Origin of the sequence: Nocardia sp. NPDC005746 (genome assembly GCF_040630785.1) — a bacterium.
GTDB lineage: Bacteria > Actinomycetota > Actinomycetes > Mycobacteriales > Mycobacteriaceae > Nocardia.
The window spans coordinates 197,050-222,735 of the sequence record NZ_JBEXYE010000002.1 but is presented as its reverse complement, the minus strand read 5'-3'; the positions used below and the strand labels follow the sequence as shown (position 1 = coordinate 222,735).

The window sequence follows — 25,686 nt, the reverse complement described above, 5'->3', positions numbered from 1 at the left end:
GAAGGGCACCCCGTCGAGAACATTACTCTCGGATCGCTGGGCGAATTGGCAAATTTGTGGCAATCATCAGATTTCCCAGTCCGGGCCCCGCGCCGAGGTCAGGGGGTAGATTGTGTGTATCCCAAAGTTACTCGCAAGTAGGAGGCGATGATGCCGGTGCCGGCTGCCGCGGTGTTCGAACGGCTGCGCTCGTTCGCGGCCGTGGATACCACGCAGGACCACGCGACCAGAGCGATCACCGAGGTGTTCACCGGTGGCACGCTGGGCGAGGTGCCGGTCGGCACCGCCGCCGATGTCGCCACCGCCATCGCCAAAGCCCGTGCCGCCCAGGCGGACTGGGCCGCGCGCACGCCCAAGCAGCGGGCCGAGGTGCTGGACCGCTACCGCGCGCTGGTGATCGAGAACCGCGAATACCTGATGGACGTCATCCAGGCCGAGACCGGCAAGGCGCGCTGGGCGGCACAGGAGGAGGTGATGGGCCTGTTCCTCGCGGCCCGCTACTTCTCCCGGGTCGCGCCGAAACTACTGGCGGCCCAGAGCGTGCCCGGCGCGTTCCCGGTCCTGAACCGGGCCTCCGTGCGCCCGGTACCCAAGGGCGTGGTCGGGGTGATCGCGCCGTGGAACTACCCGATGCTGCTCGCGGTCGGCGACTCGATTCCGGCGCTGCTGGCCGGAAACGCGGTGGTGGTCAAGCCCGACAGCCAGACCCCGTACTCGGCGCTGGCCAATGCCGAGCTGTTCGCCCGGGCCGGGCTGCCCGCGGATCTGTTCGCCGTGGTCACCGGTCCCGGCACGGTGGTCGGCACGGCCATCGTCGACGACTGCGACTATCTGATGTTCACCGGCTCCTCCGCCACCGGCCGCACCCTGGCCGAGCAGTGCGGACGCCGCCTCATCGGCTTCTCCGCCGAACTGGGCGGCAAGAACCCGATGATCATCACGCGGGGCGCCGACCTGGACAAAGCCGCCAAGGCCGCGGTGCGCGCCTGCTTCTCCAACGCGGGCCAGCTGTGCATCTCCATCGAGCGCATCTACGTCGAGCGCGCGGTCGCCGAGCAGTTCACCGGTAAGTTCACCGCCGCCGTGAAGTCCGCGAAACTCGGTGCGGCGTACGGCTTCTCGAAGGACATCGGCAGCCTGATCTCCGAATCGCAGCTGGAGACGGTCACCAAGCACGTCGCCGACGCGGTCTCCAAGGGCGCGAAGGTGCTCGCGGGCGGCAACCCCCGCCCCGACCTGGGCCCGCTGTTCTTCGAGCCGACGGTGCTGTCCGAAGTCACCGACGCGATGGAGTGCGGTCGCAACGAGACCTTCGGCCCCCTCGTCTCCATCTACCCGGTGGACTCGGTCGACGAGGCCATCACCCGCGCGAACGACACCGAGTACGGCCTCAATGCCAGCGTCTGGGCGGGCAGCAAGGCCGAGGGCGAGCACATCGCCGGGCAATTGCACGCGGGCACAGTCAATGTCGACGAGGGCTACGCCCCCGCCTGGGGCACCACGGGCGCTCCCATGGGCGGCATGGGCATCTCCGGCGTCGGCCGCCGCCACGGCCCCGACGGACTGCTCAAGTTCACCGAACCCCAGTCCATCGTGGTCACCCGCTTCCTCAACCTGGACGCCCCGCCTTTCGTCCCCCAGGACAAGTGGCAGCCGTTCCTGATGACCATCGCCCGCAGCCTCCGCTTCCTGCCCGGCCGCTGAGCCGGTCAGCGCGGGGCCGCAACAGGTGTGTACGGTGGCGCGGCCGACCCGGAGAAACCGGCCGCGCCACCCTCCTTCATCCGGCCAGTTCGTTGCCGCGGAGCGGGGCAGGAGCCGCTTCCAGCACCGCTGTCTCGGCATCGGTGAACAGGCGTGACCGGATGACGAATCGGACACCCTCGGGCGCCTCGAGGGAGAAGCCGCCGCCGCGGCCGGGGACCACGTCGACGGTGAGGTGGGTGTGGCGCCAATATTCGAATTGGTCGGCGCTCATCCAGAACGACGTGTCCGGGAAGACGCGGCCGAGCAGTACATCGGCCGCTCCCACCCGGAACTCGCCCAGGGGATAGCACATCGGGGAACTGCCATCGCAGCAGCCGCCCGACTGGTGGAACATCACCGGGCCGTTGTGGTCGATGAGCCGTTGCAGCACCGCCGCCGCGGCCTCGGTGATGGTCACCCGGGATACCGGACCCGCCGTCATATCGCCCCCCGGTTCAGAAGAATCCGAGTTTCTTCGGCGAGTACGACACGAGCAGGTTTTTCGTCTGCTGGTAATGGTCGAGCATCATGCGATGATTCTCGCGGCCGATGCCGGACTTCTTGTAGCCGCCGAACGCCGCGTGCGCGGGATAGGCGTGATAGCAGTTCGTCCACACCCGACCGGCTTTCAGCGCCCGGCCCACCCGGTAGGCGATGCCGCCGTCGCGGCTCCACACGCCGGCGCCGAGGCCGTAGAGCGTGTCATTGGCGATGGTTACCGCTTCGACCTCGTTGTCGAAGCGGGCCACCGCTACCACCGGTCCGAAGATCTCCTCCTGGAATATCCGCATGTCATTGCGGCCCTCGAAGATCGTCGGCTCGATGTAGTACCCATTGGGGAAACCCTCCACCTTCCGCATCTCGCCGCCGGTGAGCACTTTCGCGCCCTCCTGACGGCCGATGTCGATGTAGGAGAGGATCTTTTCGTACTGGTCGTTACTGGCCTGCGCGCCGATCATGGTCGCGTCGTCGAGCGGGTTGCCGCCCTTGATGGCCTTCGTCCGCTCGACGCAGCGCGCCATGAACTCGTCGTAGATCGACGAATGGATGAGCGCCCGGGACGGGCAGGTACACACTTCGCCCTGGTTCAGCGCGAACATCACGAAACCCTCGACGGCCTTGTCCAGGAAGTCGTCATCGGCTGAAAGCACGTCGGGGAAGAAGATATTGGGGCTCTTGCCGCCCAACTCGAGGGTCACCGGGATGATGTTCTCGCTGGCGTACTGCATGATCAGCCGCCCGGTGGTGGTCTCACCGGTGAAGGCGATCTTGGCCACGCGCGGGCTCGACGCCAGTGGCTTGCCCGCCTCCACGCCGAAACCGTTGACCACGTTGACGACTCCCGGCGGCAGCAGGTCCGCGATGAGCTCGATCACCAGCAGCAGCGAGGCGGGCGTCTGCTCGGCGGGCTTGATGACGACACAGTTGCCGGCGGCCAGCGCGGGCGCCAGCTTCCAGGCGGCCATCAGGATCGGGAAGTTCCACGGAATGATCTGCCCGACCACGCCGAGGGGTTCCTGGAAGTGATAGGCGACGGTGTCGGCGTCGATCTGGGAGAGGTGGCCCTCCTGCGCACGGACCGCGCCGGCGAAGTAGCGGAAGTGGTCGACCGTCAAAGGCAGGTCGGCGGCGAGGGTTTCGCGGACCGGCTTGCCGTTCTCCCAGGTTTCGGCGACGGCGAGGCGCTCCAGGTTCGCCTCGATCCGGTCGGCGATCTTGTTGAGGATGTTGGCACGATCCGTCACCGAGGTGGCACCCCAGGTTTCGGCCGCCCGATGCGCGACCTCCAGTGCCATGTCGATGTCCGCCGCGCTGGAACGCGCCACCTCACAAAAGGTCTCGCCGTCGATCGGGGAGGGATTCTCGAAGTATCGGCCCTCGATCGGCGCTTTCCACTCGCCGCCGATGAAGTTGTCGTAGCGGCGGTTGAAGCTGATGATGCTGCCCTCTGTGCCGGGCTTGGCGTAGATCATGGCGCGGCTCCTGATCGCATTATCTGCGGTGACGGGGGCCACTATGAACCGCGAAGGTTGGCGGGAGGTTGGCGCGGGGTCGGCGAAAGGTTGCCGAGTCAGGATCTGCGAAATCGGCTGTGGTAACGGGCAATTCGGATGCTGGGACGCTGCGCGACCTTGCACGCGATGCTGTGCCGCTAGCGCAGCGCGGTGTGCAGACGCGCGGCCGCCAGCGCGCGGCGGCTGTCGCCGTGGGGGAGCAGGCGCAGGGCGTGCTCGTGAATCTCTATATCGTCGGGGCAGCGCTGGCCGAAACGCAGGGCGTGCTCGGGATTGTGGTCGGCCAGTACGGCCGTGCGCAGGCAGACGTCGAGGTGCTCGCGCCACTGCACGATGCCCGGGACATCCGAATCCGGCAGCAGCGGACCGCGATACAGCCGCACGGCCGTGGTCAGGTCGCCCGCCTCGAGCGCGGCCAGCAGTTCGACGGCGTCGCAGGCGAGGGGTTCGGTGAGCATGTACCGGCGGTCGGCGATGCGGCCGTCGGTGGCGGCGCGCAGACGGGAGACATCGGATTTGAGCGTGCTCGACGACACCGACCGGCCGCCATAGACGGCCTCGTGCAAGCGTTCCGGGGTGAAGCCCTCGGGCTCGAGCGCCAGCAGGGTCAGGATCTCGAGCTGCCGCGGCCGCATCGGCACCTGGCTGCCCTGCTGGTACAACCGGGGGACACCCAGCGCTTCGAGGCGGGGTGTGGCAGCGGGGTGTTGCTGTTCGGCGTGCACTCGGGATTCGATGGCGGTCACCAGGGCTCGGACGGTGGTGAGGATCAGCGGATGTGAGCGGTCCCAGTACGTCGATAGATCGAGCACGCCCAATTGGCGGCCGTCGGCGGCGCGGATCGGCGCACAGTAGCAGACCCAGCCGTGCAACGCCTCGACCAGATGCTCGGCGGCCCACACCTGGGAGGGGCGGCCGCTGTGCAGGGACAGCGCGATGCCGCTGGTCCCCATGTAGGGCTCGTCCCAGCAGCCGCCGGGGGCGAGATTCACCGATTCGGCCCGCCGCCGCACCGAGCGGTCGCCGCAACTGAAGAGCACGGTCCCGGCCTCGTCGGTGACCACCGCGATCATGCCCGAGTCCTCGGTCAGCGCCCGCAGCTCGCCCGCCATCTCGGTGACCGGGGTGCGCAGCGGCGATTCGGCCCAACGCGAACCCAATTCGTCGCGGTCGGTTCCCGGGGCCACGGCCCGGGTCGGATCCACCGTGCGCAGCGACCGCTCCCACGACGCGGCCACCTCGCCGCGCAACGCCACCTGGGCGCCGGGCGGACAGCCGGGGGTGGACGTGGTCCACCGCTCCCAGGCCTTCTCCAACTCCGCACGCTGACGCGACGCGGCGGGCAGCTGTGTCATGGCGCAAACTCCTCGCGGTGCCTCCGGACCGAGCGATATCCCATGATGGCGCGCGGTCGCACCGTGCGGGCCGCATTCGCCGCAGTCCGCGGAGTAAATCGTCCGGCGTCGCTTCGCGGCCTTCGCCGGTGGCGACCCACCGGGTTTGAAGTGCCGATTTCGAGGCATTACGCCAACAGGGACACGGACTCGACCAGGAGGATCAAATGTCGAGCGGAGTATGGATCGCAGTGATAGTCGCCGCGGCGGTGATCGTGGTGTTGGTGATCGCGGCGGTGCTCGGGCCGCGCAGACGCAGCCGCCGGCTGCGGCGTCGGTTCGGACCCGAATACGACCGGACCGTGGAAGCGGCGCCGAACCGCAAGGACGCCGAACAGGAGCTGACAGACCGCGAAAAACGCCACGAAGAACTGGATCTGCGGGATCTGTCGCCCGAGGAGAAGCAGCGCTATGACGCGGCCTGGACCCACATCCAGGAACAGTTCATCGACGACCCCGGCGGGGCACTCGACGCCGCCGACCGCCTCGTGACGAAGGCGATGACCGACCGCGGCTACCCGAACGAGAACTATGACCAACAAGTGGCGGACCTGTCGGTGGAACACTCACGCCCGCTGGGCCGGTTCCGCGCCGCCCACGAGATCGCCGCGCGCGCCGGACACGGTGAGGCGTCCACCGAGGACATGCGCGTGGCCATCGTCGACTACCGCGAGGTGTTCGCCGAACTGGTCGGCGTCGATCATGGCGATCACCACAGCACCTCCCACCACCAGCAGTGAGGCATCGAGATGATCATGAATCCACACCCGCGCGAGGACATCCCGGCCACCGAGTCCGCCGAGCGCGAAGACCCCCACGGCGACGGCGACCCCGGGCGGCTGCGCGATCAGTGGCGCGATATCCAGGCTGGGTTCGTCGACGATCCCAAGGACGCCGTGACCCGCGCGGACGCGCTCGTGGGCGATGCGCTCGAGCAGCTCACCGATCAGTGCTCGCGCCGCCGTGAGCAGCTCGAAAGCGAGTGGGCGCGCGGCGAAGCCGCCGACACCGAGGTACTGCGAACGGCGTTGCGCGGCTATCGCGACCTGTTCGATCAGCTGGTGGGCGGCACCGCGTCCGAGGCGACGAACATGTAGCTCTTTTCCTCGACGCGCTGCTTGATCCGCCACTCGCCGTCGACCCGCACGAAGGTGTCGTGGTACCAGAGGCCGCACAGCATGAGCCGCCGTTCGCCATCGGCGGCTCCGACCATCATCGGGTTGTGACACATGGTCCGCGCGGTGGCGTTGTCACCCTGGACCCGGATGGAGGAATTGCTGATCATGTGTTGGAACGCCGAGAAGTTGGGCATGACCGTAGCGAGGAATTTCTTGGTGGATTCCACGTCGCCGGCCGGACCGCCCATGGCGGTGTAATCGATGTGGGCGTCCGGGGTGAAGATCTCGTCCAGCATTTCCCACTGGTGGGTGTCCACGGCGTGGGAATAGCGGACCATGAGGTCCTCTATTTCCATGCGATCCGAAATCTCCTGCAGGGACAACATGCTGCCTCCGGGTATGGCCGATAACTCTTCAGGGACGGTGGGCCACCGTACGCCCAGGGTCGGCGTTGATCTTGCCATTTCCGAAAGATGTTGGGGGCAAGTCCGATTGATGGCGGGCGATCCCCAAGTGGAGGGGGCTTCGGCGGCACTGCAGGCCGCCACGGGAATGGCGACAGCCGCAACGGAATCCGTCATCCTCACAGTGGGAGGCGGTCCCGACGTGCTCGCCTGCCAGGCGACGGCACAGCAGTGCGGTGTCCGAGCCGCGGTATTAGACCTGTCCGCGACGGACGTCACCACCCTGGACGCGGGACCGAGACCTGTCTCGTCTCGGCGCGAGGTCTGACCGCGCTTCGCCTCCCATTGGGACTCCATTCGCGAATCGGTGACAGCCGATCGCAGGGCACCCAATCCGCCTCGATGACCGTCACGATTCTCGACTACAACTCGCCGGAGGGCGTCAGGCACCACGACACTGGTCACCTTCACCGTGAACGGCACCGCCCTCGACACACCCCCGCTCTGGACCAGCATCACTTGCGGTTCCACGGACAGAACCACCTGGACCCCACAGCAGGCGGGACGCTACACCCTGATCGCCACACAGGCTCTGGGCCGCGACCTTCGACGTGCTCTCGCATCCGGAGACCCAGGCTCAGTTGGCGGAGCGGACCGATGACACCTGGGCGCCCAGCGGAAGCGAACTCGCGGAGGGGCTGCGGCGGATCACCGGGGTCCGCGACGCCACCCCCGACTAGCGGAAACGGACCGCGCGAGGGCCACGCCGGGTCGGGTGGCCCGCAGATTCCTAATGACTGGGATTCCAGATGCGAGTGCAAACGTCCGAAATGCCGTTATCGTTACGATCTACTCAGTAAATAGTTGGGGGGTAGGCAGTTTCGTATGGAAGCTCTCGAAGTCTTCATGCCGTTCGAACCGGCGGGGCTCAATCCCGCGGAGCCGCAGGCGGAAGCGGGAATGTGGGCCTGGCTGGAAGCCTACTCGCTGGTGCCGACCGAGCCCACTCGGCGGCGCATGGAACGGACCCGACCGGCCCGTATGTACGCGCTGTGGTGCCCGCGCGCGAACGCCGAGGAGCTCACCCTGCTGAGCCAGTACACCGCGTGGGCCTTCATCGTGGACGACCAGTTCGATATCGAAATCCCCGAGCCGCAGCGGTGTTTGGCGGCGATCCTCGCCATCGAAGCCGTACTGGACGGTATCGCCAAGCCGTCCGGCGTGCTCGCGATCGCGTTCGCCGACCTGTGGAAACGCTTGTGCCAGGGTCGGTCCCCGGCATGGCGCGAGAGTGTGCGCGGCGAGATCCGGGACTGGTTGTGGACCTACTACGCCGAGAGCGTGGGACGGCTCTCCGGCAATCTGCCCGACCTCGAGGACTACCGCGCGCATCGGCGAGACGGCGTGGCGCTGTTCGTGTTCCTCGACATCAGCGAGCGCGCCGACGGCGTCGACCTGAGCCCGGCGACCCGGCACCTGCCCGCCATGCGCAGTCTGCGCGCCGCGGCCGTCGAGCACATGGGCCTGTTCAACGACGTGCTGTCGGTCGCTTCCGACGAGGCGTCCGGCTACCTGTACAACTCGGTGTTGCTGGCGCAGTATCACCACGGCCACGATCGAGCTCGAGCCCGGCAACTGGTGAACGGCATGCTATCCGAGTGCGTGGCGCGCATGACCGACGCGGTCGAGCGTCTGCCCACCGAACTCGACGACGCCGGCATCACAGGCCGCGAACGCGCCGACGCCCTCGCCACCGCCGCGAATTACACCGTCTACGTGCGCGCCAACCACGACTACCACTATCAGGCCGCCCGCTACACGAGCGCGCCCGCCGAGGCGCTCGAACACGGGCTGCCACTGACCTGACCACGCCCGACAACGCACCGTTGCCGAACTGAAATTCGCAGGCAACCCCCGGGTTTCAGTTTCCGATGGGACTATGGGGTTCTTCTGAGCATTGCTACCCAGCTGCCACCGGGTGGCTGCGGTATCCGTGTCCGAGAGAGCGGGGCCGATTATGCGAGCGTCGAAACCGATCCGTTTCACCGTGGGAGCGCAGGGGGAGGGCAAGCGGCGGTGGGGCCTGTCCCGCCTCGCCGTGGCCGTCCACGCCGGGCATGACGAATCCCGTGCGCGGGCAGCCGAATCCATAACGCGCCCCCTCGACTCGACCGCGGAGCGAAGAGCCCGTAGACAATTGAGCGAGGCCAGAGCGGCCATAGACCCGGTGTTGCGGACCGCGGTCAGTGGCCTGACCGAGCCGCTGGACCTGATGGCCGGGTACCACTTCGGCTGGTGCGATCCCGAGGGAGCGGCCGTTACCGGCGTGCAGGGCAAGGCGCTGCGCCCGGCGCTCACCTTCGCGGCCGCGACCGCGTGCGGCGGGGATCCGGGCACGTCGGTGCACGCGGCGGCGGCGGTCGAACTGCTGCACAACTTCTCGCTGGTACACGACGACGTGATGGACTGCGACGCCTTCCGCCACGGCCGTCCCACGGTGTGGCGGGTGTGGGGTGAGACCACCGCGACCCTGCTCGGCGACGCGCTGCAGGCGGTGGCGCTCGGCGCGTTGTGCGACGGCGTGCCGGAGACGGTCACCGCCGAGGCGGTCATCCGGTTGACCCGGGCCACGGTCGACCTGTGCCACGGGCAGTACGCGGACTGCGACTTCGAGACCCGGGCCGCCGTCACCGTCGACGAGTACCTGGGCATGGCCGCGGGCAAGACCGGCGCGTTGCTCGGCTGCGCCTGCGCGCTGGGCGCACTGTGCGCCGGGGCCGACGAGCGCGTGGTGTCGGCGATGCACACCTTCGGCGCGGAACTCGGCCTGGTGTTCCAGCTGGTCGACGACTACATCGACATCTGGGGTGATCCGGAGGTCACCGGGAAGCCCGCGCACAGCGATCTCATCCATCGCAAGCAGTCGTTCCCGGTGGTGTGCGCACTGGAATCGGGCACGGCCGCGGGTCACGAGCTGGCTCGGCTCTACCGCACCCGGCATCCGTTGACCGCGGCACGCGCGGCGCGCGCCGCGGAGCTGGTCGAGCGGGCGGGCGGCAAGCAGCGCACGCTGCGGCGGGCGTCGACGGCGTTGGAAGCGGCCTTCGCTGCGTTGCCCGATGATCTGGTGTCGGATGATCTGAGCGCATTGGCTCAGCTGGTCGCTCATCGCGATCGCTGATCGCGGGGAGACGACCGTGCGGGCAGGGCAAAAAAACAAAGTACGTGTAACCGGCGGTTACACGTACTTTGTTTTTTGGGAAATATCTGATGAGGTACGCCGACTGTACCAGAGCTCATCGACAATGTGGTGATGGCGAAGCCTTGTCTGCTGTTGCAGCTGCGGCCCGAGCAAGCGGCCTCCGACCAGGAGTATGAAGCGATCCTCGACGCGGGTGGTCTCGCGCCGGAGGAGGTGACACGGGTCGAGATGAATCGCGGCATGCCCGATCTCGACCTCGACGACTATTGGGCCGTCATCGTCGGCGGCGGGCCCAGCAATATCAGCTACCCCGAGGACCGCAAGTACGACTACCAGCGCGTCTTCGAACCTGAACTGAGGAAGCTGCTCATTGAGGTGGTCCGCCGGGACTTCCCCTACCTGGGCGCCTGCTACGGCCTGGGCGTGCTGGCCGAGGCCCTGGGCGGGACCGTGGGTACCGAGCGCTTCTCCGAACCGCCGGGAGCGACCACCATAGAACTGACCGGCGACGCCGCCGCCGACCCGCTGCTCCACGGCCTCCCGGACGCCTTCCGCGCCTTCGTCGGCCACAAGGAGTCCTGTCAGGACGTCCCACCCGGCGCGACGCTGCTGGCCCGCTCCTCCGGCTGCCCGGTCCAAGCGGTCCGCGTCGGCGAACACGTCTACGCCACCCAGTTCCACCCCGAGCTCGACGGCCGAGGCCTGGCCCTGCGCATCGAAATCTATCGCCACGACGGCTATTTCGATCCCGCCGAGGCCGACTACCTCACCGAACTCGGCCACCGCGAGCACATCACCGTGCCCCAGCAGATCCTGCGCCGCTTCGTCGCCCGCTACCGGGAGTGAGCTCCGATCAACGGTGAGCTCGTGGCCGGACGCGGTGATGCGCGTCGGCGGCTCGCGATCGCGGCGGCGACCAGGAGCGTCCAGGTGAGCCAGATGTAGGCGTTGTGGGCGACGATGGCGAACGGGCCCGGATCGGCAAGGCGCAGAACGCTATCGGACGGCAGGCCGAGGAAAGGGAAGATGCCGCCCGAGCAGAGGAGGAATACCGCGATCAGGGCCGAGGCCGTCAGAACCGAACGGTGGCGCAGGAGCGTGAGGTCGGCCGCGCAGATCAGCAGGGGCGCGAGCCAGACCCAGTGGTGAATCCAGGTGTAGGGGGAGATGGCGGCGGCGGTCATGCCGCACAGGGTCAGAGCGGCGAGTTCCTGGCCGGTCGCCGACAGGCGGCGGGCCACGACGAGACAGGCCAGGGCGGTGGCGAGAGCGGCCGCGGGCCAGAGCAATTGGGCGAGGCCGCCGGAGCCGAGGGAGCGGGCGAGCAGCCCGCGCAGTGATTCGTTGTCGGGGTTGCCGGGGACGCCGACACGGGCCGGATCGGCGAAGGCGCCGCTCCAGAAGGTGAGGGAGTCCTTCGGCATGACGGCCAGACCGATCACCAGGGTGGCGGCGCAGGCGCTCGCCGCCGCAGCGGCCGCCCGGAAGCGGCCGGTCACCAGCAGGTAGAGGATGAAGAAGGCGGGCGTCAGTTTGATTCCGGCGGCGATACCGGTCAGCGCGCCCTTCCAGCGGGACGAGTCGGGCAGGGTCATATCGGCCAGGACCAGCAGTAGGAGTAGCAGATTGACCTGGCCGAGGCCGATGGTTTGGCGCGTCGGCTCACACCACAGCAGCACCGCGGTGGCGGCGGGGATGACGATCAGGAGTCGCCGGTCGCGCCGGAAACCCAGCAGCGACAAGGCGGCCCACACCGACCCGGCGAGCAGTGCCATATTGCCCAGCGCACCGGCCACGGTGAACGACGCACCGTGCAGCACCACCAGCGGCACGAACAGCAGAGCCGCGAACGGCGTGTAGACGAATTCCCATTCGCCGCGCGTGTGCCCGCGCAAAGGACTGTCGTAGACCGAAACCCCGTGCACCACACGGTCGGCCGCGACCCGGTAGACATCGAGATCGTCCAGCGGGAACATCGCGCGCGGCGGCAGTAGCGCTTGGCGCAGGTACCAGCAGGCGGCCAGGACGCCCAGCGCTCCGATCAGCCACACCATGGGCGCCGGTATCGACCGCCCGGGTGGTGCGGCGGGATTCACGGAGGCCGCGGCGCCCCTCGTCGGAACGGGCATGCGGACTCCCACGGTGGTTCGGGCTGGCGTGTGCCCGAACCACCGTAGTGGCGATTCAGTTGTCGCGCAGGGCGATCAACCCCGGGATGACCCCCAGATAGGCGGTGCCATCAGGGCCGATGCTGATTCCGGCGTAGTTGTTGTTGAAGCCGGGACCGGTGCCGGCGAGGTGCTTCCAGACCGTGGCCCCGGTGCGGAAGTCCAGCGCGGTGAGATACCAGGGATCGCTGGGTTCGGAGCCCTTGGTGTAGCTGTAGATCAGGCCGGTCGCCAGCGAGAGCTTGGGGACGACCGTGGGGGCGGCCTCGGTGGTGTTGGCCCAGACCTGGTGGCAGCCCGCGCCGTCGGGGTCGATATCGATGCGGGCGAATCCCGGGGTGGTGGTCTTTCCGAGCAGGGTGGCCTCGGGACCGGTGTACCCGTAGTTGTTCTCGACGACCAGCGAATTGCCCGCGCTGATCAACGAATTCTCGGTGTCACCGGCACCTGCGCCGAACACGGGGACGGCGCACACCTGTCGCTGTGCCGCGCCGGGTGCGGTGCGGTAGACGACGACGTTCATCGGATCGGCGTTGTCGGTGATGGCGACGTAACCGCCCGACAGGATGGTCGGTGTGGTGCCGGTGCCGTCGTCGACCTGGCCCGGCTTGCGCTGTCCACTATTGGCGTAGGTGGTGCGCCAGGTGATGGCGGGCGCACCGTCGGGTCCCGCGTCGAAGCGGAGCAGTTCGCGGTTGGTCGCGATGTAGACGTCTCCGTCGTTGCCCACCGCGAACGAGTTCTCGATCTCACCGTTCGCGCCGTCGCCGAGCCGGATGACCTGTGCCGCACCGGAGTTCAGGTCCAGGGTGCCGACCACGCCGTCGGTGCGGGCGACGAACCACAGCAGCCCATTGCTGTCGGGCAGCGCCGAGTTGAAGGTCTCGCCGGGCCGCAGCAGTCCGGTCAGGTCGTGGTCGTGCACGACCGTGAACCCGTCACCGGCGCTGTTCACCGCGAAGACGCGGATGTGGCCGTCGCGGGAGGCGACCACGGCGCGATCCTGGTCGTCGAGGTAGAAGTACGCGCCGCCGGTGAAGTTGCCGAACGCGCCCGGCCGCAGGAAGGCGCCCGGATCGCCGGGAAGTGCGCTGCGGCCCAGCACATTCAGGGTGACCGGGTCGAGCAGGTACAGCGCGGGCGACGGCCCGATGCAGGTCGTGATGATCCGGCCGGCGCGGTCGAAGGTGAGCGATCCGCACTCGCCGCCGATGACCGCCGACACCACGCGAATATCGTGGCCGAGCGGTCCGGGGCGGGTGGTGGTGTTGCTCATCCAGCCGTCGTCGTGGATGCCGGAGCTGCCGTTGGGCGCGAGGTAGGGGTGCTGCGGAACCGGCGGCAGACCGGTGATCGGTTGCGCGACGGCCGGATTGCCGAGGAAGACCGGTGGTGCGCCGGGCACGGCCGGGATGGGCAGCGCCGCCGCGGTTCCGGCGACCGCGGCGAACACGGTGGCGGCGGCGCCGATGACGCCGCCGCGGGAGCTATTTCGCACCGATGCCGTCCCGGAGGAAGTCGGCGAGCTGCTCCCCGAAGGGTTTCGCGGTCTGGGTGAAGTAATCGTTCCATCCGTCCTGCTGGGCCTGTTGCAGGGAGGAGGGTAGCGGCTGCTGCAGTTCGGTCCGCACGGCCTCGTCGTGAAGTCGGCTCATGGTGTCGCGCAAGGCGCCGCCGATGGCGGCGGTGTTGTCGAGTTCGAGCCGGCCGTCGGGGGTGGAGTAGTCGTAGAGCTCGTACTCCTCCTGCTGCGCCGGGTCGATGCGTGACGTGCCCGCGGCCCAGTGCGAGTAGCGGACGAATTTGGCGTCGGCGGTGCGCAGCGCGATCACGTGTCCCGGTGCGTCACCGTTGAATCGGACCGCGGCCTCCTCGATGGAGTGCTCGTCGGTGGTGTGCAGGATCCACGGCCGTCCGGGGGCGCGCGGGTCGCGGGCCACCGCGGCGATGTCGTGCCGCCCGGCCAGGTGCGCGTAGCGGTCGTCGGCGCGCCACCCGGCGCCGCCGGTGCCGATGGTCAGCAGCAGGGCCGCCAGGTCGACGCTGGAGGTGAGCTGGTCGCGCACGCCGGGGGACGGGGTGAGCAGCCCGCGCGGGTCGTGGATGTAGAGCGGTACCCGCAGGGCCTCGTCATACGCGCCGCCGCCCTTGCCGTGCAGGCCGTGCGAGCCCGCGTAGTCACCGTGGTCGGAGGTGAAGACCACGACCGTGTTCGCGGCGACCTCGGGCCGGGACTCGACCGCGGCGATGACGCGGCCGATCTGGATGTCCACCTGCTGCTGGAACCACAGGTAGAGGTTGCGCAGGTCGATCCACTCCTGGTCGGCGCCCGGCGTGCCGTAGGGGGCCAGGCCGAAGGTCGCCGCCGACACTTCCACCAGCGCCATCTGTAGCCGCGGCTTCCGGGAGAGCTGGTCGAGGGTTTCGAAATTGCCGGGCAGGTCGTTGATCCAGCGTGGAATGTTGTTGTTGGCCAGGGTGCGTCGCGTCCAGCGCGGCCACCATTGGATGTCGTGCGGGTTGACCAGCGACACCGTCGTGCACCACGGGCCTTGCGCCGCATCGCTGTCGAGCCACTGGACGAATTCGTCGACGATGCGGCCGTCCATCTGCAGGCCCTGTTCGGGCGCGCCGTTGGGGGAGGGGTAGGTGCCGCCGTCGAAGCCGTAGCGGTCCAGGCCGCCCGGGGTGGTGTCGGCGTAGTGGCCCAGATGCCATTTGCCCCACCAGGCGGTGCGGTAGCCCTGTTCGCGCAGCATCGACCCCCAGGTGGGGAAGCCCGCCGCCAGTTCCGACTGGGAGGTCGACAGGCAGCCGGTCTGGTGGGCGTACAGGCCCGTCACCAGGGCGCCGCGAGAGGGGGTGCAGTCGTTGGCGGCGGTGTAGTGCTGTTCGAAGGAGACCGACTTGTTCCGCAGCGCGGCGATATTCGGCAGGATCGTGTCGAGGACGGATTGCTCGGGGAACCAGATCGGGGCCCGCATCTCGTCGACGATGACGACCAGGATGTTCGGTTTGCCCGGATCGTTGTCCCGGCGGTCGGGTTCCGCGGCGGCCGGGCCCGCTGCCGCGACCGCGGCCGCGGTGGCGCCGGCCATCGCGCCGGTGCCGAAAAACCCTCTCCTGCTGATCATTCGATCGCTCCTGTGGTCGTGCCGGTGGCGGCGATGAACGCGCTCACCACGGCGGCGAGTTCGGGTCCACGGTCTTCCTGGAGGAAGTGACCGGCGTCGGTGATGGTGGTGTGGGCCCGACCGGCGGCGCCGGGCACCTTCTCCTGAAAGGGTCGGTGACCGCCCGCGGTGATCGGGTCGCCGTCGGAGAAGGCGGTCAGTACCGGTTTCTCGAACCGCGCCAACTGTTCCCACGCCGCCCGGTTGGCCGGTGCGGCCGGATCGTCGGGGCGGGTGGGGACCAGGAGCGGGAACGCTCGCGCACCCGCCTTGAAGGTCTCGTCCGGGAAGGGCGCGTCGTAGGCGGCCACCACCTCGGGGGACAGGGTGGTGCGGCAGCCGCCCGCGATGATGCCGCCGACCGGAAAGGCCGGCGTCTCCTGGGAGAACCGCTGCCAGGCGGCGAAGGCGTCGGTGAGTTTCGCGTCGCCCGTGGGCAATCCGGTGTTGGCGACCACCACGCGGGCGAACCGGCGGGGGTGTTCGGCGACCAGCCGCAGCCCGATCAGGCCGCCCCAGTCCTGACAGACCAGCGTGATGCCGGTCAGGTTCAGGTGGTCGAACAGGGCCTCGCGCATCCACTCGACGTGGCGCGCGTAGGTGTAGTCGGCGCGATCGGCGGGTTTGTCGCTGCGGCCGAAGCCGATGAGATCCGGTGCGATGCAGCGCAATCCGGCCTTCACCAGCACGGGAATCATGGTCCGATACAGGAAGCTCCAGGACGGTTCGCCGTGTAGCAGCAGGACGACGTCCCCGTCGCGGGGGCCCTCGTCGAGGTAGTGCAGTCGCAGCCGGGTCGCGCTCCCGTCTCCGGCGGCGACGTCGATGTAGTGGGGTTCGAAGTCGAAGTCCGGCAGATCGGCGAACCGGTCGTCCGGTGTCCGCAGTGCGTGCATGCTGCCGACCCTAAAACTATTTGCACGTGGAGTGCAACAATCAATTTTCCTGTGTAGGGTTGACCGTGATGGACGGACGTACCGCACGAGCGGCGAAGAACCGCCAGGCGGTCTTGGAGGCCGCCCTGGCGCTCATCGACGAGGGCAATCTGCAACCGACCGCGCAGGCGGTCGCCGAGCGGGCGGGCGTCGCCACGCGGTCGGTGTACCACCATTTCCAGGATCTGGAGACGCTGTATCTCGACGCGGCGCAGACCCAGATCGCCCGGCATTGGATCGCACTCCTGGAACCGGTGACCGGCGACCTGAACCAACGCATGGACACCCTCGTGGCCCTGCGCTCCGACCTGTTCGAGAACGTCACCAGCACCCGCCGAGCCGCGCTGCTGCGCGAACACGAATCCGTGGTCCTCTCCGAACGTTTGAACGAGAGCCGCGCGGCGCTACGTGCCCACCTGCGCACCAATCTGCCCGAACTCGACGCGCTGGAACCGGCCTCCCGCGAAGCCGTCTTCGCGATGTGTTCCTGGGAGACCTGGGACGTCCTGCGCCGCCATCAAGCCCTCCCGGTCGACGCCGCCCGCGCGGCCGTGACCGCGGTCCTGACCCGCATGCTCACCTGAGCCGCCGAAAAGGAACATCCCCATGGCCATCGTGCCCGACGCCGATCAGTTCACCCGCTTCGCCGAAACCGCCGGCGAGGGGCCGATCGCAATGCTCAATCTCATCAAATTCCGGGATCGCGCCGAATACGCGAGCTACGGGGCAGCCGTGCTGGCCATGGTCGAGAAGCAGCGGGGCCGCCTGCTCTGGCACGGCGAACCCCAGCAGACGCTGATCGGCGACGAGGACTGGGACTACGTCGCCCTCGTCGAATACCCCAGTCGCCAAGCATTTCTGGACATGGTGACGGCACCCGAATACGAGCAGATCCACCAGCACCGGGAGTCCGGCATCGACTACACGACCTTGATCGCATGCCGGCCGTTCCCGACCCCGTGACCACGCCCCCGGGGCGCGACTAGGCTTTCCGGGTGCTGTTCCTCCGGGTGCTCGGCCCGATCGAGGTCGAGGTGGACGGTCGGCTCGTCGACATCGGCGGGCCCGTTCCCCGGCGGTTCCTCGCGGCCCTGTCGACCACGCTCGGCTCCGCGGTTTCCGACGAGGCGCTCGGTGAGCTGATCTGGGGCGCCGATCGGCCGCAGCAGGTGGGCGGCACGCTGCGGGTGGTGGCTTCGCGGCTGCGGTCGGCGTTCGGCCCCGCAGCCCGGGACCTCTTGCAGCGCGGCGTATCCGGATATCGGCTGGAGGTGCCGCCGGAGTGGTCCGACAGTGGGCGCTTCGCGGCATCGGTCACCGAAGGAATTCGGGCGCTGGCGGCCGGGGAGGCGGCGCGCGCGGAGCGGCTCCTGGCGGATGGGCTGGCGCTGTGGCGCGGGGAACCGTGGCCGGAGCTGGATCACGCGCCCGCGTTGCCCGCCGAACGGACGCGGCTGGCCGAGCTGCGCGATGTCGCGGTCGAAGAGTTGCAGGCGGCGCGACTGGCCTGCGGGCAGACCGCAGCGGCGGTCGCGGCATTGAGCGAGGCGGTGGCGCAGGCCCCGTTCCGGGAGCGGCGCTGGGAGCTGCTGGCACTGGGGCTGTATCGCGGCGGGCGGCAGGCGCAGGCGCTGGCCGAGCTGCGGCGGGTGCGGGAGCTGCTGGTCGAGGAGCTCGGCGTCGAGCCCGGACCCGCGCTGCGCCTGCTCGAGCAGCGGATGCTCGAACACGATCCCGGGCTGCTGACCACGGCCCGTCCTCGGCCACCGGCCGACGGCGCGGTTCGCGCTGTGCCGCAGCCCGTTTCGAGGCTGCTCACCTCCTTTGTCGGTCGCGACCGGGAACTACGACTGCTGACCGAGCTGCTGACCGAGCAGCGAATGGTCGGTCTCGTAGGGCCCGCCGGGGTCGGCAAGACCAGGCTGGCGGTCGAATACTGTGCGACGCAGGAGGATACGGTCGACCGCTGGGTTGTGCGGCTGGGTGAAGTCCGCCGCGGCGACGCGGTCGCGATGGCGGTCGCGTCCGCGCTCGGGCTCATCCACCACAGCGGCGACCCCGCCGCCGTGGTGCGGCGCGCGCTCGCGGTACGGCCGGGGCTGCTGGTACTCGACAACTGCGAGCATCTGATCGAGCCCGTCGCCGAGCTGAGCGTGCTGCTGCTCGCCGGCTGTCCTGGTTTGCGGATTCTCGCGACCAGCCGCCAGCCTCTGGGTATCGACGGCGAGCATGTGCTGGCGGTCGAACCCCTGCCCGTGACCGGCCCGGACGGCACCGATGGCAGCGCGGTGCGGCTGCTGATCGATCGGGTGCGGGCCGGCCGATCGAATTGGCAACCGGCCGAGGACGATCGGGCGTTCGCGCGGGACATCTGCGCCACCCTGGACGGCCTGCCGCTGGCGATCGAATTGGCGGCGGCCCGGGAGCGGGCGTTCGGGCTGCGCGACATCGCCTCCCACATTCGCGATCGGCTCGACGTGCTCGGACCGACGCCACGGGGATCGCTGTCACCGCACGCGGGACTCGATGCCGCCATCGGATGGAGCGTCGAGCATCTGACGGACGCCGATCGCGCGATGCTGTTGCGGTTGTGGCCGTTCGAGGGCGGATTCACCTGGCAGGCCGCCGAGGCGGTCCGGCCCGCGGCCGCCGGAACCGCGGTGCTCGCCACCTTGGCGGCGCTGCTGGATCGGTCGGTCATCAGCGCGGACACCACGACCGCACCGACCAGCTATCGGATGCTCGAGACCATTCGCCGCTACTGTCGCGACATCGATCCCGATCCGCAGGCCAGTCGCACCGCGCACGCCGCGTGGGTGCACGATTTCGTGACGGCGCAGACCGCTCTGCTGACCGGGCATGGGGCCGGGCCCGCCTACCGCGCCCTGGCGGGGGAGCTGCCCAACATTCGCACCGGCATCGACCACGACCTCGATCACGATCCCGTGCGCGCGCTGAGGACGGCGGCCGCTCTGCAATTCGCGTGGACGACACTCGGGGTGCTGGCGGACGGTCGCCGTCTACTGCGGACCGCATTGGACCGCGCCGCACCGGCGGACAGCACGGATCGGGCGCGCGGGCTGGCCGCCCTGTCCATCGTCTCCTTCCACGCCGGGGATCCCGCCGAAGCACTCGCGCACGCGGACACCGCCCTGGATCTCCTGACCGCCCCGGAGTCCGAGCGCGATCCAGTGTTGCACGCGTTGATGTTTCGCGCATTGGCGCTGACCGCCCTCGGTGACGCGAAGTCCACCCGGGAGGCCGTCGACCGCCTGATCGTGGAGGTCGACCGCCTGCCCACACCCGATTGGATCCGCGGCTGCGCGCAGTTCGGTCACGGCATCACCTTGCTGCTGGAGGGCGACGGGATCGAGGCCCTCCGATGGCTGCGCAGTGCGCGGGAGCTCAGCGCCGACTGCGGTCACCTCTGGTGCCAGGGCATGGCCGATGTGGTGGTCGCCTGGTCGGTGCTCTCCCCGGGTGACGACAGGAACGCCGCCGCGGAGGCACTGACCGCGCTCGACCGGGCCTTGGGCGTGTTCGCCGAACAGTCGAACATCTCCGACGCCCTCGGCGCGATCTACGCGGCGGCGCACGCGCTCATGCTCACCTCCGAACCCCGGACGGCACTTCAGCTGCGGGCGGCCGCGCTACACCACTCCGAGCGTGTCGGAGCCGACCCGCGCCGCTACGCGCAGTTCGCGCATCCGGCGTTGATCGAGCGGATGAATCGGCTGCTGCCCGATGCGGACGCGGCGGCCGCCGAACAGGCCGGGAAGCGGATGAGCTGGACGGACATGGTCGATCTCGTCCACGACGCCGCCGGCAAGCCGTTGTAGCGGATTTGAAACACCCTTCGGCGACGGTGAACCGGTGACCACCTTCGACTTGTCCACCGAGACCACCGTCGATTGCCCGGCCTCGAAAGTCTGGGCGATCCTGGCCGACTACGCCAACGACACCGCCTGGCGCACCGGCGTCGTCGCCATGGCCGCGCACCCGCCCGGCCTCGCCTCACCCGGTACCCGCACCGCCGAGGAACTCCGATTCGCCGGACGCACCTGGCGCAATGGCGGCGAAGTCCGCACGGTCGACCCCGGCACCCGGATGACCTGGCGCACCACCTCGGGAGCCGATGCCGAGGGCGCCCGCACCGTGACCCCGATCGGCACCGATCGATCCCGGATTCGCTTGGAACTGCGGGTCACTCCGCACGGCATGCAGCGACCGTTCGGCGCGCTGCTGGCCCGCATGCTGCAGCGCAATCTCGACCGCGATATCGCCGCACTGCGGACGCTGATCGAGCGCACGGGCGCGTGACGCGCCGATACTCACCAACTTCGATCGGCCGAAGCCGTTGCGATGCAGCGGCTTCGGCCGTCCCCTCGTATCGAAGCGGTCACCGGGCGTGCGCGGTGGCCTTCGCGGCCGGGTGGGGTGTGCCCACCAGGGCCGCCGGGTAGAGCGTCTGAGCGAACTTGCGGTCCTGGGCGTCGATGTCCAGCCCGCCGGGGACGGGCTTGCCGTCGCGCATGATCGAGCCCGGCAGCTGGTAGCACATGATCGACACGGTGTCGGCCGGCGTGGCGATGAGGCTGACGTCCTCGAGCGGGGTCAGCACCTGGGCGCGGGTGGTGTCCGGGCTCCAGCCGTCGGTCTCCTGGAAGTACCGGATCGCCTTCTTGGGGTCGATGTTCTCGACGACTTCGCGGCGCATGTGCTCGTGCGGGAAGCCCAGGGTGTGGCCGGTTTCGTGGCGCACGACCCGCTTGTACTCGCTCTCGGGGGTGTCCATGGAGAAGGAGTCCAGGTTCATGGTCGGCTGGTCGGCGGCGATGTGCAGGATGTCGGTGCCCAGATACGACCAGTAGCCGTCGCCGGGAGTGCGGGCGATCCGCACTTCCGCGTCCTTGCCGCGGCTTTCGGAGAACTTGATGTTCGCGCCCGGCGACCACGCGTTCATGTGGCTGACGATGCGCTTCTTGAGGTCGGAGTCGTCGGTATCGAGGAACCGGACGGCCAGGTGGACGCCGCCGCTGCGCCAGTATTTGGTGGTGAGGGCGGAGATGAACTCCTTGTTCACCGTGCCCGGGGCGACCAATCCGGTGACCGGACGCAGGTACGGGCGGTTCGCGGGATTGATCTCCACGGCCGTCTTGGCGGCCGCGAACAGGGTGTCGCCGGGCAGGCTGCGCGGCGTGCACACGATGATGGCGTCTCCGGTGGACATGTCTTTCACTCCTGATGGTGATTCGTTGCGGTGAGGGTGACCTCGGTCCAGAGGTCGCCGTGCACGGCCAGGTGACCGGGTACGGCTGCGGGCGGCTGGTCCGCTCGGACCACCGTGTGATGGTGCTGTTCGAGCGACTCGACCAGCGACTTCTTGGGTATGGTCTTCACCCATCGCTGCACCGGCCCGAATGGAACCATCGCGTATCCCGATGTCTGCCAGTCCTTTTCGACGAATCGGCGAGGAGTGGCATTGTGCGATCCGTGATGGCCGACCTTGTACAGCGCCAGGTCGGTCAGCAGGTCGATATTGCGGGCGTCGGAGAACACGTACTCCCACGCACCCTGCTGCGCGTCCCCGGGGAACAGCAGCCGCGTTCCGGACACATCGAGGACGAAGAAGACACTGGTGTTGTTCACGGCGTTCTCCAGAATCGCCGCGGCGCGCAGCAATCGGTCGTCATCGTGCACCAGATTCTCCAGCGCCAGATCCGTTTTCGCCTCCGGAAGCCGGCCCGGCAGCTGACCGGAGGTGATGTACCGCGCGTGGAACAGCGGCGTGAGCGGCGCGGCGGAGTCGGCGCCGGCGCCCGCCCGGACCAGCGGCCACGACTGCTGGGCGGGCGGATCCATGCGTTTGAGGAACTTGATGTCGCGGGAGGGCCCGAGAATGTGGGCGACAACGCCGACGCGGTCCACGGCGATCCGGTTCTCGGCCTCGGCCCGGCTGGGCAGGAACCGAACCCGGTGCGGGGCGGCGAACCCGCGCTGATTGCGGCCCAGCAGACGATCGGTCGCGGCGGCATTGCCCTGCGCGTTGAGCGCGAACATCCGGGCCTGTGCGACACCGGCGGGCAGGCGGCCGTCGAGTTCGGCGACCCGCCGCTCGCTCAGCGCCAGCAGGCCGTTCGCGGCCTCGGCCTGACCGCCGCGGATGCGGCGCGCGTCCGCGTCGTCGGGGTCCTCGACGAACGGCACCCACACCTCGTCCACCAGCACCTGTTCCCATTCCTCGCAGGCGAATCCGGTGATGTGGTCGGCGTGGTGGTGGGTGGCGACCACGACATCGAGGTGCGGACGGTGATCGGGCGCGGACTCGGTGAGATCGGCGATGATGGCGCGCACCGACTCGCGGATCGGGCGGGCCCGGCCCTGACTGTGGACACCGCAGTCGACCAGCATCCGCCAGGTGTCCTCGCCGCGGCGGACGGTCACCGTGAACGCGTCGCCGAAGCCCACGTTGTACATGCGGACCGAAATCGTTGTCCGGGTGGCCATCTCGCACCTACTCCCCGGTGTCGGAATGGATCGTGGCGAAGCCGAGACGGTGGATCGCGTGCTCGGCCGTGAAGGCGCTCAACGGGTCCGCGGCCTCCAGGTCCTCGAACCATTGGGTCATTTCGGCGAGCCGCTGCTGACCGGCTTCATGGAACTGTCTGGCGCTGTCGTCGGTCGCCACCGCCAGATCGCTCAGGGGCAGTGGCTTCGCGATGATGTATTCGACGCTGCCGTCCGCCCGGACGACCAGGGCGGTGCCCGCGCGGATCGCCGGGGGCTTGTACTGCTTCGGGTCCTCGAGGTCGGTGCGCCGCTGCAGCAGCTGGATGGCCAGTTCCGGGCGCGGCAGCCGATCGCCCGCCTGCCGGTAGGACACGTGGATGCCGTCGCAGCTGATCGGCAGCTTCGGATCGAGCCCGATTTGCAGGGCGTTCACGCGGGCCCAGGCGGTGATGCCGACGGCGACCTCGCGGAAGACCGTACTCGTCGTCGGGAGCTCCAGGGCGCGGGGACTGCCATTGCCGTCGGGGACCGGCGGTGTGCGCAAATCGCCTGCGGCGCCGACCGGATCGAGATCCCGCGAGGCCGACAGGATCACCTTGGACAGGTCGACCGCGTGCTTGCCCCGGCTCAGGTTCAGGCCGGTATCGGGCTGATGCCAGACCAGCGCCTCATCGGTCAAGGAGGTGACGCTGGTCGGCCAGATGCCGCGCCGGCGCAGCGCCTCCACCAGGGTGGCGCGCAGATGCCGGCGGTCCTCGGGGTAGAGGCCGCGGTCGGCGGTGACGATCGCGCGCACCACATCACCGAAGCGGACATCCACCACCGGCAGATAGTCGAAGGCGCGCACCACCATTCCAAGCAAGCGGTCCGCGGTCTTGACCGCCTCGTCGGCGATGCGGGACACCAGATCCGGGTGCAGGTGGCCGGGGGGCAGCACGCCGGTGCCGCCGGTCGCGATACGCATCAGGTCCGCGATGGCGCTCTGATAGGAGTCGAGGTACGCGTCGAAGACCGCGGCCACGAAGCACGCGCCCAGTTCGTGCGGCTCCTGCGCGGCCAGAAACTGATTCGGGGTGCGGTCCGGGCTGCGGATCGCCGAGCGCAGAGCCGCGCCGCGGCCGGTGGATTCGCCGAATTCGCGTGCCAGGTCCAGGAGTCCGCCGCTCTTGCCGAGCTCGCCCGAGGTCTTCGTGATCGCGTCGACCACGACGTCGCGGTGGGTGAAATGCTGGAACAGCGCCATCAGATCGGCGACGGCCTCGTGCCAGGCGAAGACGTCCCGGTGCGTGGATTCGCTGTAGAGGCGGCGGATTCGGTGCACGATCGCATGGGTCACCTCATGGGCGACGATATCGCTCGACAGGCAGGTGAAGATGATCTGGCTGGGCAGATTCGCGCCCGGATTCTCGGCGTCGGCCCGGTAGTAGCCGAACAGGACCGCGCGGCGCTTCGGATCGAAGTAGGCGTTCTGGCCCTCGAAGGCGTGCGGAACCAGGCGCAGAACCTGCTCACGATGCCAGCGGAAACGGCGGCCCATGAAACGTTCGAAGCGTTCCAGGACGCTCATCGCGACGGCGTAGACGACCTGCTGGTGGGCGCGGGGATCGCTCTCGGTCGGGCGAATTCCGTCTTGCGCCAGCAGATACGGGTCGTCGAGGTCGATCGGGGCGTACCACTTCTCGCGGCTGGCGTCGTAGTCGACGACCTGCACGAGTCCGCCGTCCGGGCCGGGACCCTTGAACTTCTCGAACGGGATGTCGAGGGTGAGGAAGCGTCCGGTCAGGCGCGTCGACATGGGGTCGAAGGCGAAGGTCCGCAGCCGGCGGCGGGCGGGCGGGCAGATGCCGCCCATGCTGTAGGCGACTACAGGTGTGGTTTGGTCCATTGCTCGTCCTCCCACCGGACCGCTCGCGGGATTCGCTTGCCGTAGTTCGTATCCGTCTGGCACCGGGTCCGCACGCTCGCGTGCAGCAGGGCATCCGCGGGGACGCGGCGGTGCCGGTAGGTGAGCAGCGCCCAGATCCAGCCCATGCGGTGCACCCGGCCGCTCGCGTGGTTCTCGGTCAGGGCGCAGACATCGCGGTAGGCCCTGGGCTTCACGTTCAGTCCGGCCTCGATCGCGCCGTCGACTATCCATTTCAGCGCGACTTCGGCCAGGCGCGGATCGTCCTCGAAGGTGCCGCCGACATCGGAATGGACACCGGCGAACCACGCCTCGGTGAGTACGGGCCGCTCGCCCTTCGGGACGACCAGGTATTGCTCGTACGGGCGTCGCTTCTCGTCGATGGAAACGGCGTGCCGGACGCGTTCGACATTCGGGATCTGACGGGTGAACGGCCATTTCAGATTCCAGCGGAACAACCCGGCCGCCTTCACCGTGTCCCAGACCCCCAGATACTCGATGGGAATCGAGAATTCACCCTCCGGGGTCTTGGAACAGAACGCGCGGGCATAGCGGCGCAGTTCCGGCCAATCCGTCGTCTTGCGGGTGTAGGCGCTGACGACATATTGGACGAGATTCTCGCTGCCCGGCCGCAGCAGCCCGGGCTCGTGCAGCAGCCCCGCCAGGGCGCGCGCGGTGTAGGCGCCGCGGCTGAAACCGAAGACGAACACCCGGTCGCCCGGCCGCCAATGTTCGATCAGATAGGTATAGGCCTCCGCGAGATTGGAGCGCAGACCGCTGCCCACCGCCAGCCCGAGCATGCGCGACACCCAGCGCGCCGGCGGCGACCACGCGCCCCGGGCGCTGAAGGTGCCGACGCCCGGATCGTAGAACGCGATCTGTTCGGTGGAATCGATCAGATCGAGCATCTCGAAAAGGCGGACGACATTGGTGCTGCCGGTGGCTCGGAGTTGATTGCCGGTCCCGTCGAGACAGATGACGATGTTCTTCGCCGCTGATCCTGTAAACACCCATCGAGTGTCGCGCCGGACAATCGTCAGGTATCGAGTAGTGCTGTACTCGAATTTCGGTAAACGGAGGCGTCGACTACCGAATTCTGGTACCCCAGGTCAGCGATT

The 25,686-nt window shown here is 68.7% G+C and carries 23 protein-coding genes; 11 read left to right on the top strand and 12 right to left on the bottom strand.

Annotated features, from left to right (window positions below):
• Positions 1-150: 150 nt before the first annotated feature.
• A complete protein-coding gene (locus ABZ412_RS04820) occupies positions 151-1,704 on the top strand; it encodes a succinic semialdehyde dehydrogenase (protein ID WP_357276403.1) in 1,554 nt (517 codons plus the stop codon).
• Between the two features lie 76 nt (positions 1,705-1,780).
• On the opposite strand, the gene ABZ412_RS04815 is transcribed toward ABZ412_RS04820, so the two are convergent.
• The 3 genes from ABZ412_RS04815 to ABZ412_RS04805 all read right to left on the bottom strand — a co-directional run bounded on the left by ABZ412_RS04815 (position 1,781) and on the right by ABZ412_RS04805 (position 5,116).
• Positions 1,781-2,188: a DUF779 domain-containing protein gene (locus ABZ412_RS04815; RefSeq protein WP_357276401.1), complete on the bottom strand. Its 408-nt coding sequence runs from the start codon at positions 2,186-2,188 to the stop codon at positions 1,781-1,783.
• Positions 2,189-2,201: 13 nt separating this feature from the next.
• On the bottom strand, positions 2,202-3,719 hold the full coding sequence (locus ABZ412_RS04810) for an aldehyde dehydrogenase family protein (RefSeq protein ID WP_357276398.1): 1,518 nt from the start codon (positions 3,717-3,719) through the stop codon (positions 2,202-2,204).
• A gap of 179 nt (positions 3,720-3,898) precedes the next feature.
• Entirely contained in the window at positions 3,899-5,116 is a 1,218-nt protein-coding gene (locus ABZ412_RS04805; RefSeq protein ID WP_357276396.1) for a transcriptional regulator, read from the bottom strand.
• Between the two features lie 206 nt (positions 5,117-5,322).
• Here ABZ412_RS04805 and ABZ412_RS04800 point away from each other — a divergent pair, with 206 nt between their 5' ends.
• On the top strand, positions 5,323-5,895 hold the full coding sequence (locus tag ABZ412_RS04800; protein ID WP_357276394.1) for a hypothetical protein: 573 nt from the start codon (positions 5,323-5,325) through the stop codon (positions 5,893-5,895).
• Positions 5,896-5,910: 15 nt separating this feature from the next.
• Positions 5,911-6,252 carry a hypothetical protein gene (locus ABZ412_RS04795; protein ID WP_357276392.1) on the top strand — a complete coding sequence of 114 codons (342 nt, stop codon included), beginning with the start codon at positions 5,911-5,913 and terminating at the stop codon, positions 6,250-6,252.
• Here ABZ412_RS04795 and ABZ412_RS04790 read toward each other — a convergent pair.
• Entirely contained in the window at positions 6,210-6,659 is a 450-nt protein-coding gene (locus ABZ412_RS04790; RefSeq protein ID WP_357276389.1) for a nuclear transport factor 2 family protein, read from the bottom strand. The two genes, ABZ412_RS04795 and ABZ412_RS04790, sit on opposite strands and share 43 nt — an antisense overlap.
• A 629-nt stretch (positions 6,660-7,288) precedes the next feature.
• Between ABZ412_RS04790 and ABZ412_RS04785 the strand changes: the two genes are divergently transcribed.
• The 4 genes from ABZ412_RS04785 to ABZ412_RS04770 all read left to right on the top strand — a co-directional run bounded on the left by ABZ412_RS04785 (position 7,289) and on the right by ABZ412_RS04770 (position 10,725).
• Positions 7,289-7,417, top strand: coding sequence for a hypothetical protein (locus ABZ412_RS04785; protein WP_357276387.1), 129 nt, complete (start codon positions 7,289-7,291; stop codon positions 7,415-7,417).
• 145 nt (positions 7,418-7,562) lie between these two features.
• On the top strand, positions 7,563-8,543 hold the full coding sequence (locus tag ABZ412_RS04780; protein WP_357276384.1) for a terpene synthase family protein: 981 nt from the start codon (positions 7,563-7,565) through the stop codon (positions 8,541-8,543).
• 331 nt (positions 8,544-8,874) lie between these two features.
• A complete protein-coding gene (locus ABZ412_RS04775; RefSeq protein ID WP_357276382.1) occupies positions 8,875-9,858 on the top strand; it encodes a polyprenyl synthetase family protein in 984 nt (327 codons plus the stop codon).
• Positions 9,859-9,990: 132 nt separating this feature from the next.
• Positions 9,991-10,725 (top strand): glutamine amidotransferase, encoded by a 735-nt coding sequence (locus ABZ412_RS04770; RefSeq protein ID WP_357276380.1) that lies wholly within the window; start codon positions 9,991-9,993, stop codon positions 10,723-10,725.
• Here ABZ412_RS04770 and ABZ412_RS04765 read toward each other — a convergent pair.
• The 4 genes from ABZ412_RS04765 to ABZ412_RS04750 are packed head-to-tail and all read right to left on the bottom strand — an operon-like array spanning position 10,713 to position 16,116.
• On the bottom strand, positions 10,713-12,008 hold the full coding sequence (locus ABZ412_RS04765) for a glycosyltransferase 87 family protein (protein ID WP_357276377.1): 1,296 nt from the start codon (positions 12,006-12,008) through the stop codon (positions 10,713-10,715). The genes ABZ412_RS04770 and ABZ412_RS04765 overlap by 13 nt on opposite strands.
• A 55-nt stretch (positions 12,009-12,063) precedes the next feature.
• On the bottom strand, positions 12,064-13,545 hold the full coding sequence (locus tag ABZ412_RS04760; protein ID WP_357276375.1) for a hypothetical protein: 1,482 nt from the start codon (positions 13,543-13,545) through the stop codon (positions 12,064-12,066).
• Entirely contained in the window at positions 13,535-15,181 is a 1,647-nt protein-coding gene (locus tag ABZ412_RS04755; protein WP_357276373.1) for a sulfatase-like hydrolase/transferase, read from the bottom strand. The genes ABZ412_RS04760 and ABZ412_RS04755 overlap by 11 nt, the downstream gene beginning before the upstream one ends.
• Positions 15,178-16,116 (bottom strand): haloalkane dehalogenase, encoded by a 939-nt coding sequence (locus ABZ412_RS04750; protein WP_357276370.1) that lies wholly within the window; start codon positions 16,114-16,116, stop codon positions 15,178-15,180. The genes ABZ412_RS04755 and ABZ412_RS04750 overlap by 4 nt, the downstream gene beginning before the upstream one ends.
• Positions 16,117-16,184: 68 nt before the next feature.
• Here ABZ412_RS04750 and ABZ412_RS04745 point away from each other — a divergent pair, with 68 nt between their 5' ends.
• From ABZ412_RS04745 to ABZ412_RS04730, 4 genes are read left to right on the top strand one after another with little or no spacing between them, the layout of a single operon-like run.
• A complete protein-coding gene (locus ABZ412_RS04745) occupies positions 16,185-16,739 on the top strand; it encodes a helix-turn-helix domain-containing protein (protein WP_357276368.1) in 555 nt (184 codons plus the stop codon).
• Between the two features lie 22 nt (positions 16,740-16,761).
• On the top strand, positions 16,762-17,118 hold the full coding sequence (locus tag ABZ412_RS04740; RefSeq protein ID WP_357276365.1) for a DUF1330 domain-containing protein: 357 nt from the start codon (positions 16,762-16,764) through the stop codon (positions 17,116-17,118).
• Positions 17,119-17,150: 32 nt separating this feature from the next.
• Positions 17,151-19,994, top strand: coding sequence for a BTAD domain-containing putative transcriptional regulator (locus ABZ412_RS04735; RefSeq protein ID WP_357276363.1), 2,844 nt, complete (start codon positions 17,151-17,153; stop codon positions 19,992-19,994).
• A gap of 34 nt (positions 19,995-20,028) precedes the next feature.
• Positions 20,029-20,475, top strand: a complete 447-nt coding sequence (locus tag ABZ412_RS04730; protein WP_357276361.1) for an SRPBCC family protein — start codon at positions 20,029-20,031, stop codon at positions 20,473-20,475.
• 79 nt (positions 20,476-20,554) lie between these two features.
• Here the strand turns inward: ABZ412_RS04730 and ABZ412_RS04725 are convergent, their stop codons facing one another.
• From ABZ412_RS04725 to ABZ412_RS04710, 4 genes are read right to left on the bottom strand one after another with little or no spacing between them, the layout of a single operon-like run.
• Positions 20,555-21,385 (bottom strand): M12 family metallopeptidase, encoded by an 831-nt coding sequence (locus ABZ412_RS04725; RefSeq protein ID WP_357276358.1) that lies wholly within the window; start codon positions 21,383-21,385, stop codon positions 20,555-20,557.
• 5 nt (positions 21,386-21,390) lie between these two features.
• Positions 21,391-22,662, bottom strand: coding sequence for a hypothetical protein (locus tag ABZ412_RS04720; protein WP_357276356.1), 1,272 nt, complete (start codon positions 22,660-22,662; stop codon positions 21,391-21,393).
• A 7-nt stretch (positions 22,663-22,669) separates the two neighbouring features.
• Entirely contained in the window at positions 22,670-24,550 is a 1,881-nt protein-coding gene (locus ABZ412_RS04715; protein ID WP_357276354.1) for a hypothetical protein, read from the bottom strand.
• Positions 24,529-25,578 carry a DUF2235 domain-containing protein gene (locus tag ABZ412_RS04710; RefSeq protein ID WP_357276352.1) on the bottom strand — a complete coding sequence of 350 codons (1,050 nt, stop codon included), beginning with the start codon at positions 25,576-25,578 and terminating at the stop codon, positions 24,529-24,531. Before ABZ412_RS04710 ends, ABZ412_RS04715 begins: the two co-directional genes overlap by 22 nt.
• Positions 25,579-25,686: the final 108 nt, after the last annotated feature.